The sequence below is a fragment of the Halorubrum sp. ASP1 genome (assembly GCF_005435135.1).
Taxonomy (GTDB): domain Archaea; phylum Halobacteriota; class Halobacteria; order Halobacteriales; family Haloferacaceae; genus Halorubrum; species Halorubrum tropicale.
The window spans coordinates 97370-117148 of the sequence record NZ_SGUA01000006.1 but is presented as its reverse complement, the minus strand read 5'-3'; the positions used below and the strand labels follow the sequence as shown (position 1 = coordinate 117148).

18 protein-coding genes are annotated in these 19779 nt (G+C 71.4%); 11 read left to right on the top strand and 7 right to left on the bottom strand.

Annotated elements, in window-relative coordinates; all coding sequences use genetic code 11:
• Positions 1-11 precede the first annotated feature (11 nt).
• Complete coding sequence (locus EXE48_RS10695; RefSeq protein WP_137711389.1) at positions 12-602, bottom strand: hypothetical protein; 591 nt, start codon at positions 600-602, stop codon at positions 12-14.
• 194 nt (positions 603-796) lie between these two features.
• On the opposite strand from EXE48_RS10695, the gene EXE48_RS10690 reads away from it, so the two are divergent.
• Positions 797-2206, top strand: coding sequence for a class II fumarate hydratase (locus tag EXE48_RS10690; RefSeq protein WP_137711388.1), 1410 nt, complete (start codon positions 797-799; stop codon positions 2204-2206).
• A gap of 44 nt (positions 2207-2250) precedes the next feature.
• Here EXE48_RS10690 and EXE48_RS10685 read toward each other — a convergent pair whose 3' ends face one another.
• Positions 2251-2634, bottom strand: coding sequence for an ACT domain-containing protein (locus EXE48_RS10685; protein WP_053771355.1), 384 nt, complete (start codon positions 2632-2634; stop codon positions 2251-2253).
• A gap of 139 nt (positions 2635-2773) precedes the next feature.
• Between EXE48_RS10685 and sucC the strand changes: the two genes are divergently transcribed.
• From sucC to EXE48_RS10660, 5 genes are all read left to right on the top strand, one after another.
• A complete protein-coding gene (gene sucC, locus EXE48_RS10680; protein WP_053771354.1) occupies positions 2774-3919 on the top strand; it encodes an ADP-forming succinate--CoA ligase subunit beta in 1146 nt (381 codons plus the stop codon).
• Complete coding sequence (gene sucD / locus EXE48_RS10675; protein ID WP_137705318.1) at positions 3916-4785, top strand: succinate--CoA ligase subunit alpha; 870 nt, start codon at positions 3916-3918, stop codon at positions 4783-4785. The genes sucC and sucD overlap by 4 nt, the downstream gene beginning before the upstream one ends.
• Positions 4786-4899: 114 nt before the next feature.
• The gene (locus tag EXE48_RS10670) at positions 4900-7461 is read left to right on the top strand and encodes a hybrid sensor histidine kinase/response regulator (protein WP_137711387.1); all 2562 of its coding nucleotides are present in this window, start codon (positions 4900-4902) and stop codon (positions 7459-7461) included.
• A 73-nt stretch (positions 7462-7534) separates the two neighbouring features.
• Positions 7535-7855 (top strand): helix-turn-helix domain-containing protein, encoded by a 321-nt coding sequence (locus tag EXE48_RS10665; protein WP_053771351.1) that lies wholly within the window; start codon positions 7535-7537, stop codon positions 7853-7855.
• A gap of 92 nt (positions 7856-7947) precedes the next feature.
• Complete coding sequence (locus EXE48_RS10660; RefSeq protein ID WP_053771350.1) at positions 7948-9270, top strand: tRNA (N(6)-L-threonylcarbamoyladenosine(37)-C(2))-methylthiotransferase; 1323 nt, start codon at positions 7948-7950, stop codon at positions 9268-9270.
• 39 nt (positions 9271-9309) lie between these two features.
• Here the strand turns inward: EXE48_RS10660 and EXE48_RS10655 are convergent, their stop codons facing one another.
• From EXE48_RS10655 to EXE48_RS10635, 5 genes are all read right to left on the bottom strand, one after another.
• Entirely contained in the window at positions 9310-10488 is a 1179-nt protein-coding gene (locus EXE48_RS10655) for a sensor histidine kinase (RefSeq protein WP_137711386.1), read from the bottom strand.
• A 63-nt stretch (positions 10489-10551) separates the two neighbouring features.
• Positions 10552-12621, bottom strand: coding sequence for an AMP-dependent synthetase/ligase (locus tag EXE48_RS10650; protein ID WP_137711385.1), 2070 nt, complete (start codon positions 12619-12621; stop codon positions 10552-10554).
• Positions 12622-12707: 86 nt separating this feature from the next.
• Entirely contained in the window at positions 12708-13688 is a 981-nt protein-coding gene (locus EXE48_RS10645) for a DUF7260 family protein (protein WP_053771347.1), read from the bottom strand.
• A 91-nt stretch (positions 13689-13779) separates the two neighbouring features.
• Entirely contained in the window at positions 13780-14622 is an 843-nt protein-coding gene (locus EXE48_RS10640; protein WP_053771346.1) for an eIF2B alpha/beta/delta subunit family protein, read from the bottom strand.
• 57 nt (positions 14623-14679) lie between these two features.
• The gene (locus tag EXE48_RS10635) at positions 14680-15435 is read right to left on the bottom strand and encodes a DUF726 domain-containing protein (protein ID WP_137711451.1); all 756 of its coding nucleotides are present in this window, start codon (positions 15433-15435) and stop codon (positions 14680-14682) included.
• Between the two features lie 249 nt (positions 15436-15684).
• On the opposite strand from EXE48_RS10635, the gene EXE48_RS10630 reads away from it, so the two are divergent.
• The 5 genes from EXE48_RS10630 (at position 15685) to EXE48_RS10610 (ending at position 19775) form a co-directional block, all read left to right on the top strand.
• Positions 15685-16185: a DUF7969 family protein gene (locus EXE48_RS10630; RefSeq protein ID WP_137711384.1), complete on the top strand. Its 501-nt coding sequence runs from the start codon at positions 15685-15687 to the stop codon at positions 16183-16185.
• A gap of 454 nt (positions 16186-16639) precedes the next feature.
• Positions 16640-17578, top strand: coding sequence for a methenyltetrahydromethanopterin cyclohydrolase (gene mch, locus EXE48_RS10625; protein ID WP_053771343.1), 939 nt, complete (start codon positions 16640-16642; stop codon positions 17576-17578).
• Between the two features lie 18 nt (positions 17579-17596).
• On the top strand, positions 17597-18142 hold the full coding sequence (locus tag EXE48_RS10620; RefSeq protein WP_053771342.1) for a double winged helix-containing putative transcriptional regulator: 546 nt from the start codon (positions 17597-17599) through the stop codon (positions 18140-18142).
• A gap of 75 nt (positions 18143-18217) precedes the next feature.
• A complete protein-coding gene (locus EXE48_RS10615; RefSeq protein ID WP_137711383.1) occupies positions 18218-19411 on the top strand; it encodes a potassium channel family protein in 1194 nt (397 codons plus the stop codon).
• Entirely contained in the window at positions 19395-19775 is a 381-nt protein-coding gene (locus tag EXE48_RS10610) for a nuclear transport factor 2 family protein (protein WP_053771340.1), read from the top strand. Before EXE48_RS10615 ends, EXE48_RS10610 begins: the two co-directional genes overlap by 17 nt.
• Positions 19776-19779: the final 4 nt, after the last annotated feature.

Sequence of the window (19779 nt, the reverse complement as noted above, 5' to 3'; positions counted from 1 at the left end):
CGAGCTTCCGGTCAGCCGTCGCCGTCCGGGGTCGCCTCATCGGTTTCGGCGGCTTCGGCGGTGTCGCCGTCGGATCCCTCGTCCGCGACGCGGTCGGCGACCAGCTCGGCCAGCGGGTCGACCGTGACCGTCAGGCGGGCGACGAGGAACACCACGGGGACGAGTGCGACGAACAGGAACCCGGCGTCGTACGCCCATGCGGCGCCGTCCAGGACGGGGACCGCGACGCCCGCGAGCCCGCGGTACGCGACGAGGACGGCCCCGAAGACGACGAGCCAGTGGACGATACCGCCCGCGTTCTCGACGATCCGGTCGGACCGGGCGTCGCCCTCGGCGTCGGGTTCGGCCAGCGCCAGCCGCGTCAGCAGCGCGAACTTCGGCGCCGCGTACAGGAGGGTGCCCGCCACCGCGAGCGCGACGACCGCCGTCGCGACGGCGGCGAACGTCGCGGGCGCGAAGGGGACGAGTCGGTCGACGCCCGGCAGCAGTGTGACGACGGCGAGGACGCCGACTATCGCCAGCGCGCCGATGAGGAGCCTGCTCGTCGACCGGACGGTGTCGCGGTCGAGCGCCGCGCCGATCGCTGAGTCGTTCGAGCTCATGTGCGCCCGGCCGTTGCGGACGGACCGACATAGAAGCCGGAAGCGTTTGCGCCGATTTTCGGCCGTTTTCGCTCGGCTTAACGCCTCGCTCCGACAACGTCTCGCGGTAGCAATTGTCTCGGTAGCAGCCCGCACGATCCCGCGCGCTGCCGGTTTCCAGTACCTTTTACAGCGTCTCGCGGGAAGGTCGGCGCATGGGTGACGACTACCGCACGGAAGAGGACAGCCTCGGCGAGATGCAGGTGCCGGCGGACGCCTACTGGGGCGCACAGACCCAGCGCGCCGTCGAGAACTTCCCCGTCTCGGGGATCCCGATGAGCCGACGGTTCATCCGCGCGCTCGGCGTCGTGAAGAAGGCGGCCGCGCAGGCGAACCGCGACCTCGGGCTCATCGAGGACGACACCGCGGAGGCGATCGTCGCCGCCGCCGACGAGGTGATCGCCGGCGAGCACGACGACCAGTTCCCGGTCGACGTGTTCCAGACCGGCTCCGGCACCTCCTCGAACATGAACGCCAACGAGGTGATCGCCAACCGCGCCGCCGAGATCGCCGGCGCGGAGATCGGCGACCGCGTCGTCCACCCCAACGACCACGTCAACTACGGCCAGTCGTCGAACGACGTGATCCCCACGGCGATGCACGTCGCCGCGCTCGAAGCGGTCGAGAAGGACTTCGTGCCGGCCTTAGAGACGCTCCACGCCGAGCTGGAGGCGAAGGAGGCGGAGTTCGACGGCGTCGTCAAGACCGGCCGGACGCACCTCCAGGACGCGACGCCGATCCGGCTCGGCCAGGAGTTCGGCGGCTACCGCACGCAGGTCGCGAAGGGCATCGAGCGCGCCGAGGGCGTCCAGTCGAACCTCCGCGAGCTCGCCCTCGGCGGCACGGCTGTCGGGACCGGGCTCAACACCCACCCCGACTTCCCGGAGCTCGCCGCGGAGTACATCTCCGACGAGACCGGGACCGAGTTCCGCGAGGCGGCGAACCACTTCGAGGCGCAGGCGGCCCACGACGCGATGGCGGAGGGCCACGGCGCGCTCAAGACCATCGCCGGCAGCCTCAACAAGATGGCCAACGACCTCCGGCTCCTCGCCTCCGGGCCGCGGAACGGCCTGGGCGAGATAGAGCAGCCCGAGAACCAGCCCGGCTCCTCGATCATGCCCGGGAAGATCAACCCGGTCGTCGCCGAGTCGGTCAACCAGGTCCACAAGCAGGTCGTCGGCAACGACGCCGCCGTCTCCGCGGGCGCCGCGCGCGGCGAGATCGACTTGAACCTCTACAAGCCGGTCATCGCGCACAACTTCCTCGAGTCGGCGGAACTGCTCTCGAACGTCGCCGAGACGTTCGGCGAGCGGTTCGTCGGCAAGCTGGAGGCCAACGAGGAGTTCGCCCGCGAGCGCGTCGAGCAGTCGATGGCGCTGGCGACGGCGCTCAACCCCGCGATCGGCTACGACAAGGCCAGTAAGGTCGCGAAGACGGCCCTGAAGGAGGGCAAGAGCGTGCGCGAGGCCGCCGTCGAGGCCGGCCACCTCACCGAGGAGGAGGCCGACGAGGTCCTCGACCCCGAGGCGATGACCCACCGCGTCATCCTCGGCGACGAGGACTGACGGGGTCGAGCGTCCCCCGAGAGGCGCCCTCCGTTTCCCCGCCGTCAGTCGACGATTTCGCAGCCAAGGGCCTCCAGCCGCCGCACGGCGGCCGGCAGGTCGTCGTCCCCGACGAACACGTGGTCCGTCGCGAACGACGAGACGACGAACACCGAGACGTCGACCTCGGCGAGCCCCGTTGCGACCGCCGCGAGGAAGCCGACGAGCTCGAAGGGGAGGTCCATCTCGAAGGTCAGGCGCCTCCAGCCGGGCTCGACCGCGGCGGCGTCGACCGCGTCGACATCGCCCTCGTCCACGACGACCGTCGTCTCGCCGTCCGCGCGGACCGTCGCGAACGCGTCCGGGTGTCCGCGGTCGGTCCGGCACACCGCGTACGTCTCGTCCGACACGCTGACCGCGCCGCCGTCGAGGAACTCGGCCGGATCCATGCGGGCCGCAGGCGCCCGCGGGGCAAAAAGGCGCGCCGTCCGCCGACCCCGCCGCGACCGGTCCGCTCCGTCCCGCGGTCGCCGCGGTTCGCGCCGAATCGGAACCATTTAAGCCGGTGTCGGTACCGATCCCACACGGATGAAACTTCACGAGTATCAAGCGAAGTCTCTCTTCGCGGACGCCGGGATCCCGGTTCCGGACTCCCGGCTCGCGACGAGCGTCGAGGACGCCCTCGACGCCGTCGACGAGATCGGCTACCCGGCCGCGATCAAGGCGCAGGTCCACGTGGGCGGCCGCGGCAAGGCCGGCGGGATCAAGATCGCGACGGACCGCGAGGAGGCCGAGCAGTACGCCGACGAGATCCTCGGGATGGACCTCAAGGGGTACACGGTCGACCAGGTCCTCGTCGAGGCGGGCGTCGACTTCGTCGACGAGCTGTACGTCGGCGTCACGATGGACCGCGGCGAGGGCAAGCCGGTCCTGATGGTGTCGACCGAGGGCGGCGTCAACATCGAGGAGGTCGCCGAGGAGAACCCCGACGCCATCGCGCGCGAACACGTCGACCCCGCGTTCGGGCTCCACCCCTACCAGGCCCGGAAGGTCGTCTACGAGGCCGGCGTCGACGCCGACGTGGCGCTCGACGTAGCGTCGATCCTCTCGACGCTGTACGAGCTCTACGAGGAGAACGACGCCTCGGAGATCGAGGTCAACCCCGTCATGATCACGAGCGACCGCGACGTGATCGCGGCCGACGCCGTGATGAACATCGACGAGGACGCGCTGTTCCGCCAGCCCGACCTCGCCGACATGGCCGAGGAGTCCTACGAGGACGACCTCGAACGCAAGGCCGGCGAGTACGGCTTCGACTACGTCCGCCTCTCCGGGAACGTCGGGATCATCGGCAACGGCGCCGGGCTCGTGATGACGACGCTCGACCTGGTCGACTACTACGGCGGCGCGCCCGCTAACTTCCTCGACATCGGCGGCGGCGCCAAGGCCGAGCGCGTCGCGAACGCGCTCGACATGGTGTTCTCCGACGACAACGTCGACGCGGTCGTCTTCAACATCTTCGGCGGGATCACCCGCGGCGACGAGGTCGCGAAGGGGATCAACGAGGCCCTCGAACAGTTCGACGAGATCCCGAAGAAGGTGGTCGTCCGCCTCGCCGGGACGAACGCCGAGGAGGGGATGGAGATTCTGAACACCGACCTCGTTGAGGTCGAAAAGACGCTGGAGGACGCGGTCCAGCGCGCGGTCGCGAACGCCGAGGAGGTGACCCAATGAGCATTTTCGTCGACGACGACACCAGAGTGGTGGTCCAGGGGATCACCGGCGGGGAGGGCAAGTTCCACGCCGGACAGATGATCGAGTACGGCACCAACGTCGTCGCCGGTGCGGTGCCCGGCAAGGGCGGCCAGGAGGTCCACGGCGTCCCCGTCTACGACACCGTGGACGAGGCCGTCGCGGCCGAGGACGCGGACGCCTCCGTGATCTTCGTGCCGCCCGCGTTCGCCGCGGACGCGGTCTTCGAGTCGCTCGATACCGACCTCGACCTCGCGGTCGCGATCACCGAGGGCATCCCGACCCAGGACATGGCGAAGGTGAACAAGCGCCTCGGCGAGACCGACACCCGCCTCATCGGCCCGAACTGTCCGGGGATTATCACGCCGGGCGAGGCGAAACTCGGCATCCTGCCGGGGAACATCTTCTCCGAGGGCAACGTCGGGCTCGTCTCCCGCTCCGGCACGCTCACCTACCAGGTCGTCGACAACCTCACCGAGCGCGGGCTCGGCCAGTCGACCGCCATCGGCATCGGGGGCGACCCGATCATCGGCACCTCGTTCGTCGACGCGTTAGAGGCGTTCGAGGCCGACCCCGACACCGACGCCGTCGTGATGTGCGGCGAGATCGGCGGCGAGGACGAGGAACAGGCGGCGAGGTTCATCGGCGAGCACATGGACACGCCGGTCGCCGGCTTCATCGCCGGCCGCACCGCCCCGCCGGGCAAGCGCATGGGTCACGCCGGCGCCATCGTCTCCGGCTCCGGGACGGGCACGGCGCAATCGAAGATCGACGCGCTCAACGACGCGGGCGTCCCCGTCGGCGACACCCCCGAGGAGGTTGCCGACCACGTCGAGGACTTCCTGTAAGGACGCCTCGACCCTCTCTCCCTCGTTTCTCTCCGTTCGAGACGGGTAGTCCCCGATTTTCAGGAGCGGTAGCCGGAGCGAAAGCTAAAATTACCGCTAGGGAAACACACGCATATGAACTTCGGTCCCGACGACTCGGCGACGGACGCCGACGCGGCCGCCGCAGGCGCGTCGGGACCGACGGCCACCGACAGCCGCGTCCTGTTCGTGGACGACGAACCGGGGGCGGCGGACCTCGCCGCCACGCACGTGGAGCGCCTGTTGGACGGCGTCGAGACGGTCACCAGGATGTCACCGGAGGCGGCGTTCGACGTGGTCCGGAGCGAGCGCGTCGACTGCGTCGTCAGCGACTTCGACATGCCGGGCAAGGACGGACTGGCGTTCCTCGAGGCGGTCCGCGAGGTCGACCCCGGCCTCCCGTTCGTGCTGTTCACGGGGAAAGGGAGCGAGGAGATCGCGAGCGAGGCCATCTCCGCCGGCGTCACCGACTACCTCCAGAAGGGCGCCGGACGCGACCGCTACGAGATGCTCGCCAACAGCGTCGCGAACGCGCTCGGCCGGCGGCGGGCCGAGCGCGACCTCCGCGACGTGAACGCGAAGGTCACGGCGATCCACGAGTTCGCGGCCGAGCTGGCGTCCGCGACCGACGTGGCGACGGTGTTCGACCGCACGGTCGACGCGGCCGAGGACATCTTGGAGTTCGACCGCTGCGTCACCGCCCGCCGCCGCGGCGACCGGGTCGTCCCTGCCGTCCTCTCCGACAGCGTCACCGAGGACGAGGTCCGGACGTTCGACGTCGGCGAGGGCGTCGTCGGGACCACGGTCGCCGAGCAGGAGACGATGGTGGTCGACAACCTCAGCGTCGACCCCGCCGACCCGGACGAACTGGAGGACCCGGCTTCCCCGGGGCGGACCGTCGGCGGGGCCGACCGGCGGGAGGGCTCGGACGTCGCCGACCCGGTCGCCGACGACATCCGGTCGGCGATCAGCGTCCCGATCGGCTCGCACGGGGTGTTACAGGCGGTCTCGAACGGCTACGCCGCGTTCGACGACCGCGACATCGAGTTCGCGGAGCTGCTCGCGTCCCACGCGGCCAACGCCATCGAGCAGATCGAGACGGAGACCGCGCTCCGCCGGGAGCGCGACCGACTGACGGCGCTGTTCCACGACCTCCCGCTCCCGGCGGTGCGCACCGTCGCGCTCGGGGAGGGCGAGCGCCGCCTCGACGCCGCGAACGACGCGTTCGAAGACACGTTCGGCTACGGCGCCGACAGCGGGTACGAAGCGGTCCGCGAGGCGGTCGTCCCGGACGGCGCCGACCGGCTCGACCCGGAGACGGTGCTGGAACGCGACGAGCCCTCGCGGCTCGAAGTGCGCCGCCGGACCGCCGACGGGATTCGCGACTTCATCCTCCACGTGATCCCCGTCAAGCAGTCGGACGAGGCCGTCATCTACAGCGTCTACGCCGACATCGAGGAGCAGAAACGCGTCGAGCGGACGCTGCGTCGGCTCCACGCGACGACCCGCGAGATGTTCGGCGGCGACGACCGCGAGGAGATCGCCGCGGTGGCCGCGCGCGCGGCAATCGACATCCTCGGGTTCCCGAACAGCGGCGTCCGGTTGTACGACCCCGAGGCGAACGTGCTCCGCCCGACGGCGATAAGCGAGGAGGCGACGGCGGCCTTCGGCGACAGACCCCCGTTCGGGCCGGGCGACGGTCGGGTCTGGGAGGCGTTCGAGTCCGGCCAGCCGATCGTGGTCGACGACCTCGCCGGGATCGACACCGCGGTCGGGTACGGCGACCTCCGGAGCCTCCTCGTCGTGCCGCTCGGCGAGCACGGCGCGATGCCGCTCGGGTCGCGCGAACCGGGCTTCTTCGACGAGACCGACCTCCAACTGGCGCGCGTCCTCGCCGCGAACGTCACCGTCGCGCTCGATCACGCCGAGCGGACCGAACAGCTCCGCGACCGGGACGCCGCGCTCCAGCGCGAGATCGATCGCTTAGAGAAGTTCGCCGGCCTGGTCTCGCACGACCTCCGGAACCCGCTCAACGTCGCCGCCGGTCGGACCGACCTGGCGCGCTCGCTGACCGACGACGAGGCGGTCCTCGGCGAACTCGACCGGGTCGAGGACGCGCACGAGCGGATGAGCCAGCTGATAGACGACCTCCTCGCGCTGGCCCGCCAGGGCCGGACGGTCGACGAGATCGAGTCCGTCCCGCTGGACGAGGCCGCCGAGCGCGCGTGGCGCACGGTCGACACGGGGGACGCGACGCTCGACGCGGCCGACGCGTCGTCGACCGTCGAGGCCGACCCAGAGCGGCTCCGCACGCTGTTCGAGAACCTGTTCACGAACAGCGTGGAACACGGTTCCACGAGCAGCCGGACGGAGTCCGGCGACAGCGTGGAACACGGCTCTGACAGCGAGGCCGGGGCCGACGACGGACTCACCGTGACCGTCGGCTCCCTTCCCGACGGGTTCTACGTCGCGGACGACGGGGCCGGGTTCGATATCGACCCGGAGGAGGCGACGGAGTACGGCCGGTCGAGCACGGAGCGGGGGACCGGGTTCGGCCTCGCGATCGTGCGCGAGATAGCGGCCGCACACGGCTGGGAGCTTTCGATCGACGGCGACGACGGGGCCCGGTTCGAGTTTCGCGCCCGAGCTACTATATAAGGATCTGGTTGCCGTGCGCACTCGGCGCACAGGCGGGCCACGATTATGCGCGAATCGCCCTTGTAGGTAACGTATGGACGAAGGAACCCGCGAGCTGCTCGAACCGCTCCCGCCGAGCGCCAAGCTGGTCTACTACGTGCTCGACGCGGAGGGCCGGTTCGACCAGACGGGCCTCGCCGATGCGACGCGCCTCTCGACGCGCACCGTCCGGTTCGCGGTCGAGAAGCTCACGGAGGTCGGCCTCGTCGAGGAGGGCCTGTGCCCCCGCGACGCCCGCCGCTCCGTCTACCAGGCCGTGCCGCCCGCGGAGCGCGACCCCGTCGACGAACCCGAGGCGACCGCCGACTCCGCCACCGAGGCCGACGCCCCGGCCGCCGCGGTCGCCGAGGACTGAACCCGGTCCGCGCCGAACCGCCGCATCGCCGCCGAACCGACGCCTGGATCCGTCGCGCTTTTGCCCCCGCGACCGGTAGTGAGGGCACTCCGATGGCGACGTACCACATCGAAACCTACGGCTGTAGCTCGAACCGGGGAGAGAGCCGGGAGATCGAGCGCGCCCTCCGCGACGGCGGGCACCGACCGGCCGACGGCCCCGACGACGCGGACGTCGCCATCCTCAACACCTGTACCGTCGTCGAGAAGACCGAGCGCAACATGCTTCGGCGCGCGGAGGAGCTGGCCGAGACGACCGCCGAACTCGTCGTCACCGGCTGTATGGCGCTCGCGCAGGGCGACTTGTTCGACGAGGCGGACGTCGACGCCGAGATCCTCCACTGGGACGAGGTCCCCGAATACGTGCTCAACGGGGAGTGCCCGACGGTCACGCCCGACGCGGAGCCGGTCCTCGACGGCGTCGTCGGCATCCTCCCCATCGCGCGCGGCTGTATGAGCAACTGCTCGTACTGTATCACTAAGTTCGCCACCGGTCGCGTCGACTCGCCGTCGGTCGAGGAGAACGTCGAGAAGGCCCGCGCCCTCGTTCACGCCGGCGCGAAGGAGATCCGCGTCACCGGCCAGGACACGGGCGTCTACGGCTGGGACGACGGCGAGCGGAAGCTCCCGGAGCTGCTCGACCGGATCTGCGACATCGACGGCGACTTCCGGGTCCGGCTGGGCATGGCGAACCCCGGCGGCATCCACGGGATCCACGAGGAGCTGGCCGACGTGTTCGCCGCGAACGAGGAGCTGTACGACTTCATCCACGCGCCGGTCCAGTCCGGCTCCGACGACGTGCTTGCGGACATGCGCCGGCAGCACCGCGTCGACAAGTTCCGCGAGGTCGTCGCGACGTTCGACGACCGGCTCGACCACTGGACGCTCTCGACGGACTTCATCGTCGGCTTCCCCACCGAGGACGAGGCCGACCACGAGCTGTCGATGGACCTCCTCGCCGAGGTCCGCCCGGAGAAGATCAACGTCACCCGCTTCTCGAAGCGCCCCGGCACCGACGCCGCCGACATGAAGGGCCTCGGCGGGACGGTCAAGAAAGAGCGCTCGAAGGCGATGTCCGAGCTGAAGATGGAGGTCGTCGGCGAGGCGTACGAGTCGATGGTCGGCGAGACGTTCGAGGCCCTCGTCGTCGAGGAGGGCACCGGCGACTCCGTGAAGTGCCGCGACGGCGCCTACCGACAGATAATCGTCCAGAACGCCGCCGAGCGCGGGGTCGAAGTCGGCGACTTCGTCACGGTCGAGGTCACCGGGCACAACACCGTGTACGCGTTCGGCGACCCCGTGGTGACCGGGCGCGACCCCGTCGACGGCGACGTCGAGCGGGACGACCGGCCCGAGTCGACGGCCTCGTCCGCGTGATGGTCCGAGGCACCTCGTTCTAACCGGGCGATGCGGGGCTCAGGCGGACTCGTCCGCTTCCGGGTCCCCCGTTCCGACGCCCGCGACGTCCGGGTCCCCCCACATCGCGGCCCGTCTCGCTCGTCTCCTGAGTTCGGCGGCCTCCGGGACGGGCCCGCTCGGGCCGTCGGATTCCGGGCGGTCCGGGAGCCGGATCCGGACGACGGTCCCGCGCGGGTCGTTCTCCGCGAACTCGACCGCCCCGCCGCCCCGGGTCACCGTCCAGTAGATCAGCCACAGCCCGAGTCCCTCGGTGTGTTCGAGCGGCGTCTCTTCGGCGTTCCGAAGCGTCTCTCGGTCGGTCGCCGGAAGCCCGCCGCCGGTGTCCGCGACGACGAGGGTCGTCGCGTCGCCGTCGCGTCCCACGCACACCGTGACGGTCACGTCGTCGCCGTTGTGCTCGACCGCGTTCCGGAGCGCCTCCTCGAACGCGAGCGGCAGCGACGGGTGCGCGCGGACGATACGCCGATCCGGTAGCTCCGTCTCGATCGCCGCCTCGGGGTCCTCCGCGGTCACCCGGTCCACCCGCTCCCGAACGAGGGGGACGAGATCGAACGACTGGAGCGACCCGGTCCGCCAGATCGACGCGATGCGGCGCGTCCGCTCGCTCGTCTCGGAGAGCTCCGACAGGTGGTCGCGAACGATCGCGGCGCGCTCCGCGACTTCCGCGTCGTCCTCCACGTCCTCGATCCCGTCGAGGTAGCCGAGCGCGACCGACAGCTCGTTCCGGATGTTGTGGCGCAGCACGCGGTCGTTGATCGAGAGCAGGGTCGCCAGCTCCTGCGCCTCCGCGAGCTGCTCGTCGGCCTTCACCGCGTACGGCCCCGCCCGGGACCCGACCGCCGCGCCGAGGCTCGTGGCGAACGCGATCAGGAAGGGGAGCTTGAACGCGTGGTGTTCGAGCAGCCAGATGAGCCAGACGACGCCGGCGAGCGAGGCGAACGAGAGGGCGGTGAGGGCGGCGATCCGGACCGCTCGCCACCGCCCGGAGTGGGAGATACCCCAGCCCGGGAGGTCGTACACCGTGTAGAAGACGAAGCCGGAGAGCCCGACGATCAACGCCGATTCGAGCAGCGGGCCCACGCCTCCCCCCTGCGACGCCAAGTGGCCGGCGCCGAGCCCGGCACACAGGGTGCCGAGCGCGGCGAACCCGACTCGGGGGGTGACGATGGAAGCCATCGGGCACCGTACTCCCCCACGACGGTTATGGGTTTCCCGACGGAACGTCCGCGACGGCCGAGGTCAGCCGTCGTCGTAGATCATCTCGACCTCGTCGGCGAACCGGTCCAGGATGTTCCGCCGCTTCTTCTTCATCGTCGGCGTGAGCAGGTCGTTCGCCTCGGTGAACTCCTCTTCGACGAGGCGGAACTGCTTGATCTTCTCGTAGGACTCGAACTCCTCGTTCACGCGGTCGACCTCCGCCTGGATGCGCTCCCGGACGCGGTCGTCGCGGCAGACCGCCGCGCGGTCCTCGGGGAGGTCGACCCCGTTCTCGTCGGCCCACGCCGCCACCCGCTCGAAGTTCGGGACGATGAGCGCCGAGACGAACTTCCGGCCGTCGCCGAGGACGACGCACTGCTCGACGAACTCGTTGGCGGCGAATCGGTCCTCGATCGGCCCGGGCGCGACGTTCTTGCCGGTCGAGAGCACGAGCAGCTGCTTGGCGCGCTCGCGGAAGGCGACGTACCCGTCCGGGCGGAGCTGGACGATGTCGCCGGTGCGGAACCACGGCTCCGCGGCGGCGGCCTCCGCGTCGCCCCCGTCGTCCGACCCGCCGACGCCGATGCGCTCGTCGGCCGGGGTCCCGGCGGTCACGACGTCGGGGGGAAGCTCGTCCGCGTCGAGGAACGCCTCCGCGGTCGCGTCCGGGCGGTTCCAGTAGCCGTCGCTCACCTGCGGGCCGCGGACGAGCAGCTCGCCGACGTCGCCGGCGAGGTCGGCGACCTCCTCGCCGACGACGGAGCCGTCGATCGCTATCTCGGTGTCGACCACCGGCGGCCCGATGGTGCCGACCTTCGGCTCCTCGGGCGGGTTGACGCTGATGACCGGCGAGGTCTCGGTCAGCCCGTACCCCTCCAGGATCGGGAGGTCCATCGCGTGGTACAGCGCGCACAGCTCGGCCGACAGCGACCCGCCGCCCGAGATGAAGAACTCGATGTTGCCGCCGATCGCCTCGCGGACCGACGAGAAGACGAGCCGGTCGGCGACCGCCCGCTTGGCGTCGAGCAGGGGGCCGGGACTGTCGGCCTCGTGGTGGGCGCGCCCCACGTCGACCGCCCACTCGAAGATGCGTTCCTTGACGGGCGACTCGCTCGCCTGCTCGCGGATCGCGTCGTACAGCTTCTCGTAGACCCGCGGGACGCTGGTCGTCGTCGTCGGGCGCACGAGCCCGAAGTCCTCCCGGAGCGTGTCCGGACTCTCGGCGTAGGCGACCGTCGCGCCCGCGGCGAACATCATGTAGTGGCCGGCCATCCGCTCGAAGACGTGCGCGAGGGGCAGGAACGAGAGCGTGGTCGACTCGGCGGAGATCCCGGGGACCGACGGGTCGCGGTCGGGCCGGTCGGCGAAGCGCCGGTAGCACTGCGAGACGTTGTCGCGGAAGTTCGCGTGCGTGAGCCGGACGCCCTTCGGCTTCCCGGTGGTTCCCGAGGTGTATATCAGGCTGGCGAGGTCGTTGACCTCGACCGCGTCGACCCACCCCTCGTAGGTCGCCTTGTCGAACGCCTCGGCGCCGAGCTCGTGGACGTCACCGAGGCCGTACACGTCGTCGAGGTCGTCGGCCTCGACCGCGTCGCCGTCGACCTCGTCGACGGTCACTATCGCGTCGAGGTCGTGGTCGAGGTCGCCGCGTACCGCGAGCACGTCCGCCAGCATCTCGGCGTTCTCGGCGACGACGACCGTCGCCTCCGGGTCCTCCAGCAGGTAGCGCAACTGGCTCGGCGACGACGAGGCGTACACCGTCGTCACGACGGCGCCCGCGGCCAGCGCCGCGAAGTCGGTCTGGGCCCACTCCATGCGGGTCTGCGAGTACATCGCCACTCGCGTGTCGGCGTCGACGCCCAACTCGCGGAACCCGGCCGCGAGGTTCCGGACTATCCCGCGCATCTCGGCGTACGTCAGGTCGGCGTAGTCGCCGGCCGGCGCCGGCGGAACCACCCCGGCGGCGACGAGCGACCGGTCGTCGGTGCCGCCCTTGTACCGCTGAGCGATCCGGTCCGCGTGCCGCTCCGCGGTGCGTTCGAACATCTCGGGGAGCGTCTCCCGGGCGATGGCCTCGTCCGTGAACGCTCGTTCCGCCGCTTGCCAACTCATACACCCTCAGTCCCGCCCTACCTTCATAAACAAACCGGTAGTTTGTAGTTTCTCGCCGCCACCTCCTCCGCTTCCCGCGTCGGCAGTCAGTCGCTGCCGGCGATCCGTCTGCCGACGCGGTCCCTGTCCGCGCGGACTTCGTCGGCTATCTCCGCGACCTGCGCCAACACCGGGTAGCGAGGTCCGTCCTCGGCGCCGTAGAGGTAGTCGTGGAACGGGTGGCCGCTCTCCCCGTCGAGCGGCGACTCCGGGGTCAGCGGCGGGTCGTCGAGCGAGCGCTGCCGGTCGGCGGCGAGTTCGTCGCACTCCCGTTCCAAATCCGTCAGTCGGTTCCAGACGTCTATCGCCGCGTCGGCCTCGCCGTCAGACCGGATCCCGTCCAGGTGGCCGACCAGGCACCGGCGGCGTCGATCGATCGCCGACAGCGCCGCCTCGCGGTCGTCGAGCTCGTCGATCTCCGTCCCGATCGCGTCGGCGAGCCGCTCGCGGGCGTCCGCGGCGCGCCGGCTCCGGTCGACGAGCGCCGACTGTGCGCCGCTCGACAGGGCGCCGTCGGTCGCCAGCGCGGTCGCCGCGTCGGGCCCGAGCTCGGCCGCCAGGCTCTCCGCGGGCGTCTCGTCGTACTCGGCCCGGTAGTGCGGCAGCGACATGACCGTGTCGCGGTACGCGGCCATCACCCGCCTGAGGGTGACGCTCCGGCCGCTCGGCCCCCCGCCCGGCGGGTCGCCGCCGTCGCCGTCGATCCGACGGAGGGCGCCGGCCGGCACCCCGGTCGGCGTCGCGTCCGCCGCGACGGAGACGGCGTCGATCCGCGACACGCGGTCGGCGAACGACTCGAACGCGTCCCGCTCGTCGAGGACGCGGCGGCGCTCGCGGCGGCAGGCGGACTCGGCGTCCCGGACGTACGCGAACGCGAGCAGCGTGAGCACCCCGACGAGCGCGACCGCCGTGACGACCCCCGGTTCCGTCGCGATCGCGCCCAGCTCGCACCAGCCGCTCGAACACCCCTCCGTCAGTCCCCGATCGGGGATCTGAAACACCGCCGCCGAACCCGGCTGAACAGTCATTTGGGTCTGTTAACACGGTACACACACAAAGCGTTTTGGTCTCGTCGGCGGCGTTGGCCGGTCAACGGCGGCTTCTGTCCCGGCTCCGGGGTCAGTTCCGGACGCCGTCGTCGGTTATCACGGTGTCGACCATCCCGATCGGCGTGGCGTCGTAGCTCGGGTTCTCGATCTCCACGTCCTCGACGGGCTCGCGCATCACCTCGACGGCGTCGCGGAACTCGTTTTCGAACCGGAACTCCTCGATGGTCTTCGCGCCCGAGCCGACCGCGGTGACGGGCACGCCGAGCTCGCGGGCGGTGACGACCAGCGGGAACGTGCCGACGCGGTTGTAGTAGGTCCCGCCGGTGATGCAGGTGATCCCCAGCAGGACGCGGTCGCAGTCGCGGAGCGCGTACCCCATCGCGCCGTCGACGACCATCCGCGTCTCGACGCGCGACATCCCGGCGAGGACGCGCGCGGTCTTGCGCCCGAGGGTCCGCGGGCGCGCCTCGGTGACGTAGACGGTGAGGTGGGCGCCGTCGCGGGCGGCGTCCTCGATGGCTTCGAGCACGGTCGTCGAGTAGTCGTGGACGAGCAGCGTGTCGCCGTCGTCGAGGTGTTCGGCCGCGTTGGCGGCCGCCTCCCCCTTGGCCGTCTCGATGTCGTCGACCACGCGGGCGATCACGTCCTCCAGCAGCTGTTTCGCGCCCTCGACGCTCGTCGCTTCGCCGACGATCGAGCGCTCGACCTCGCGCATCGCGTTGTGGAGCGCCGCGTGGGAGGGGTTCGAGCGGCGCAAGACGCCCGCGTTGTGTTCGAGGTCGCGCTCGAACTCGTCGACGGTCACGTACTCGCGGTCCAGCAGGTCCGCGAGCGACCGTGTCGCCTTCACGGCCACCGCGGACGTGCTGTGGGTCCGCATCGCCCGGATCTCGGCGACGGTCTCGTCGATCATGCCCCAACGGTCGACCGCGCTCGTAAAAGGGGTTCCGGGGACGCGTCGGCGCGCCGACTATTCGAGCCCGAGACGCTCCACCGCGCGCGGCACGCACCCCGCCTCGGGCTCGACGTACGAGTAGTGGTCCGCGACCAGGTCGGTGACGTCGACGTCGGCGTAGCCGTCCGGCGCGGTCGCCGACTCCGGGAGCCCGCCGTGGCCGACCGCCCGGGTCCGGTCCGACGCGCGGTACACCCAGCCGAGAACGCGGTCGTTCCGGCTGTGGAAGCTGTAGACGGGGGCGTCGAGCGCCGCGATCGCCTCCCCGTACCGCCCGTCGGCCCCGACGCTCTCGTCCGGGACCGCGCCGCCGAACAGCGACGCCGAGGCGAGGACGCCCGTCCGCCCGCGGGCCGCCAGCCCCCGGAGCGTCGCCCCCGTCACGCGGGCCCCGAGCGAGTGGGCGAACAGGTGGACCGGCCGGCCGTCCTCATCCGCCCACGCCGTCAGCCAGTCCGCGAGCGGCGCGGCGTTGGCGTCGGCGGTCTCCTTCGCCGGCCCCCAGTCGACGTTCGACGCCCACGAGTAGCCGATCACCGGGCGGGTGCCCCCGACCGCGGCGTCGCCCGCTGCCGCCGCGTCGGTCCCCGTCTCCTCGCCCGTCACCGCGGCGAGCGCGAGTCGAGCGGTGTACGCCTGGTCGCGCGCCGACTCGGCGTCCGCGCCCAGCCCGTGGACGTACAGGACCACGGAGTCGGCGCCGCCGAACGCCCACGACCCCGAGCGCTCGGTCGGGTCGGCGGCGTCGAGGCGCCCGCGCGTCGACACCATCGGCTGCGTCTCCGGCGCGTCGTACCCGCCGAAGTCGCCGTCGAGCGCGTTCGCGACGTAGAGGCCGCCGCCGCCGAGGAGCCCGACGCCGCCCGCGACGCCGTAGAGGAGTCGGCGTCGGGTGATGAGACCGCCCGCGTCGTCGGCGCCGTCTCGTGAGGTGTCGGAGGAGATACCGATCCCTCGCCCCGAACGATCAAATAGCTGACGCGGCGACGGCTGTATATCGGTCGCTCCCCTACGAGGAGTATGAGCTACCCGGTCACGTACTACTGTCCCCACTGCGGGACGCTCGTCGCGCTCGAACGCGAGGGGTACCTCGCGGACAAGTCGGTGACCCCGTACCCGCTGGAGGGATGGACGTACGTCGCGCCGACGGAGCCGTTCGACGCCGAGGCGGGAGACGACGATGCGGACGACGGCGAGGACGCGGACGACGCGGTCGAAGCCGACGGCGTCCGGTTCGTCTGCGGCGAGAGCGACGGCGTCGACTGGGATCCCCACGACGGTGTCCGCGGCACCGATGTCGGCGGCGACGAGCCCTATCGCGAGCCGGACGCGGACGGCGTCGGCTGCGGCGAGGCCTTTTACCTCTCGTTCGTCCGCTACGAGGAGGGCCGCGAGATCGACCCGCGAGCGGAGTCGGAGCCCGTCGCGATCGACCCCGACCCGCGTCCGAGCGGTCCTCGCGGCCCGTCCGGTCCCGGCGAGGCCGGCGGCCCGAGCGACTCCGACGGCGGCTTCTGGTGACTACTCGTCGAACGCCTTCATCGACCACTCACGAACGACCGAGAGCTGATCGCCGGAGAACACCGCTAAAGCCCCAGCCGCTCGGCGATACGTTGCTACCGCCGCGGCAGACACCCCCAAAGCCCCAGCCGCGAGGACCCCGTACGCTCGCTGCGCTCCTCACTCGTCGCTTCGCTCTCTCGTTGCGGTGCTTGCGTCGCCTACGGGGTCCTCGCGGCTGCCCCTTTGATTCCCACCCCGCACAGCACCTCACGCCTCCCCAGCCTCGTCAGTCGTCCTCGCTTCGCTTCGGACGACTGACTCCCTCGCGCGTGCTCCTCGCGGCCGCCGAAGGCGGCCACTCAGAGGCACGCGCCACCGCCTGATTCAGCGATGCGGACCATCTCGCAGAGTCACGCGCGGCCCGCGAGCCGAACAGCCAAACGGCTTAAACGGTGAGCGAGTAGGCCGGGACATGGAGAGCATCAACCGGACCGCGATCGAGCTGGTCGACGAGGCGCTCGATTTCGCCGGCGAGCTGGACGTCGTCGGCTACGAGCTTGACAACGGCGCCACGGTCGTCGACTTCGGTGTCGACGCGGCCGGCGGCGTCGAGGCGGGACTGCTCCTCGCGGAGATACAGACCGCCGGGCTGGCGAACCTCCAGACCCGGATGGGCGAGCTCGCGGGCGCGCCCCGCCAGTACGTCGAGCTGTCGACCGACCACCCCGCTGTCGCGCTGCTGTGCTCGCAGAAGGCGGGCTGGGAGATCACGACCGAGGGCGGCTTCGAGGGGCTCGGCTCCGGGCCGGCCCGCGCGCTCGTCGGCCGCGAGACCGAGTTCGAGCGCGTCGGCTACTACGACTCCTCGGAGTTCGCCACGCTGGCGGTCGAGTCGACGGCGCTGCCCGACGAGGCAGTGGCCGAGCAGGTCGCGGAGCTGGCCGAGGTCGACACCGACGGCGTGTTCCTCCCGGCGTTCGCCACCGGCTCGACCGCGGGCTCCGTCACCACGGCGGCCCGCGCCGCCGAGCTCGCCGTCTTCCGCCTGCTGGAGATCGGCTACGAGCCCACGGACGTGCTCCACGCCTCGGGGTCCGCGCCGCTCGCGCCCGCGACCCGCGACGAGACGGAGGCGATGGGGCGCACGAACGACGCGCTCGCGTACGGCGGCGAAGTCCACCTCCAGGTCGCCCGCGACGACGACCGCTTCGACGAAATCGTCTCGACCGCCGGCGAGGAGTACGGGACGCCCTTCGTGGAGGTGTTCGAGGACGCGGACTGGGACTTCTACGACGTGCCCGAGAGCGTCTTCGCCCCGGCGCAGGTCACCGTCGACGTGGTCGACGGCCCCGTCTACACCGTCGGCGAGACCGACGAGGAACTGCTCGCGGAGTCGTTCGGCTACCGCTGAGCGCCCGCGAGGCCGCCGATGCGACTCAAGCCCGTCCCCGACCCCCCGGCCGACCTCGACGCGCTCCGCGAGTACCAGCGCGCGGTCCCGCTCGTGCCGGGCGACACCGACGACTGCTGCGCTCGACTTCGTCGGCGCCGCGACCTCCCCGACCGGCAGACCGCGAACGACTGGCTCGCCTTCCTGCGCGCGCTCGACCTGGTCGAGGAGACCCCGCGCGGCTTCGTCCGCGCCGACGCCGAGCCGACATCCGAGCGCGTCCGCGAGGGGCTCCGCGAGGAGGTCCTCCTCGTCCCGGAGGCGCTCGCCGCGCTGCGCGAGGCCTCGCCGGAGGCCCCCTTGACGCCCGACGACCTCTTCGCGGCCACCCGCGACCGGGTCCCGCGCCACGACAGGGCGCGCAACCCCGACTGGGAGGCCGCGTGGCGCGACCGCGCCGCCCGCCTCCTCGGGTGGCTCGCGCTCGTCGACCTCGCCGCGCCGGTCGGCGGCGACCCGGACGCGACGGAGCGGTCGGAGGGGCCTTTGACAGACGCCGGGTACGTCGCCGGCGACGCGCTCTGAGCCGGTCGGAGGGGCCTCCGACCGCCCCGTCGTCCCCGCAACAAGCCTTTTACTCGCCGCCGGAGAGGGAGTCGCATGGGACGTTTCGACGGGCGCACGGTCCGCTACGAGCCGACGAGCGTCAAGGACCTGCTCGTCGAGATGAAGGACACGGCGGAGCTGCTGATCGACCTGTCGTACTCGGCGGTCCTCCACGGGAGCCCGACGGTCGCGCACGAGGTCGTCGAGCTGGAACACCGGATGGACGTGCTCCAGCTGCGCGCCCGGATGAGCCTGATGCTCGCGGCGCGGAACCCGACCGAGGCGGAGACGCTCGCGCCGGTCCTCGGCGTCATCGCCGCCGCCGACAAGGTGGCCGACGCCGCGGGCGACATCGCAAAGATCGTCACCGAGGAGATCGGGCTCCCCGACGCGATGCGCGGCGCGCTCTCGGCGGGCGTCGAGACGCTCGTCCGCGCGACCGCGACGGCCGACTCGGCGTACGCCGGCCGGACGCTCGACGACATCGACCTCGAGTCGGAGACCGGCGTCCGCGTCATCGCGGTCCGGCGCGACGAGGACTGGATCCTCAACCCCGGGCCGACCACCCGGCTTGAGGCGGGCGACGTGACGCTCCTGCGCGGCCCCGAGGCCGGCGTCGCGGACGTGGTCCCCGAGCTGAGCGGCGAGCCGTTCGAGCCGCGGCCCGCGGCCGAGCCCGGGATCGACGACCTCGAACGCGCGGTCGACTCGATCGTGTTGATGAAGAACCTCTCGGAGCTCGCGGTCGACCTCGCGTACGGCTCCGTCCTCTTCGACAACGAGGAGCTGGCGGAGGAGGTGAGCAACCTCGAGGTGGAGGTCGACGCGCTCCAGTCGCGCTTCGAGGCGTGGACGCTCCGCGCCGCGGCCGCAGCCGACGACCCGGTATCGCTGCGCGGGCTCATCCACCTCGGCGTCGCGACCGAGGAGATATCCGACGCCGCGCTGGCGATCACCGAGGGGGTCCGCCGCGACCTCGACGTCCACCCGGTCGTGGAGATGGCCGTCCAGGAGTCCGACGAGATCATCACCCGGACCGAGGTCGGCGCGGGGAGCGACCTCGACGGGACCGCGGTCGTCGACGGCGTGCCCGCGACGGACATCTCGACGAGCGTCCTCGCGATCCGCCGCCCGGACGACGGCTGGCTGATCGGTCCCGACATCGACACCACCCTCCGGGGCGGCGACGTGATCATCTCGAAGGGGACCCGGACCTCGGCGGAGGAGTTCTATGCCCTCGCGGCGTGAGGGCGGGGAGCGAGCGGAGGCGACGCCCTCGGACCCGGCCGCCCTCGCGCGCGCCTACTACGACGCGCTCGACGCGGGCGAGTACGACCGGCTCGCGTCGCTGCTCGACCCGGATTTCGTCCAGCGGCGCCCCGACCGCACCTTCGAGGGGCGCGAGCGCTTCGTCGCGTTCATGCGCGACGAGCGGCCGAACACCGACACGACCCACGCTGTCGACGGCGTGTACCCGTCCGGCCCCGGCGTGGCCGTCCGCGGCCGACTGCTCGACGCCGACGGCGAGGCCCTGTTCGCGTTCGTCGACGTGTTCGACGCGGCGGACGGACGGCTGACCGCGCTGGAGACGTACGCGGCGGCGGACGACTGAGGCC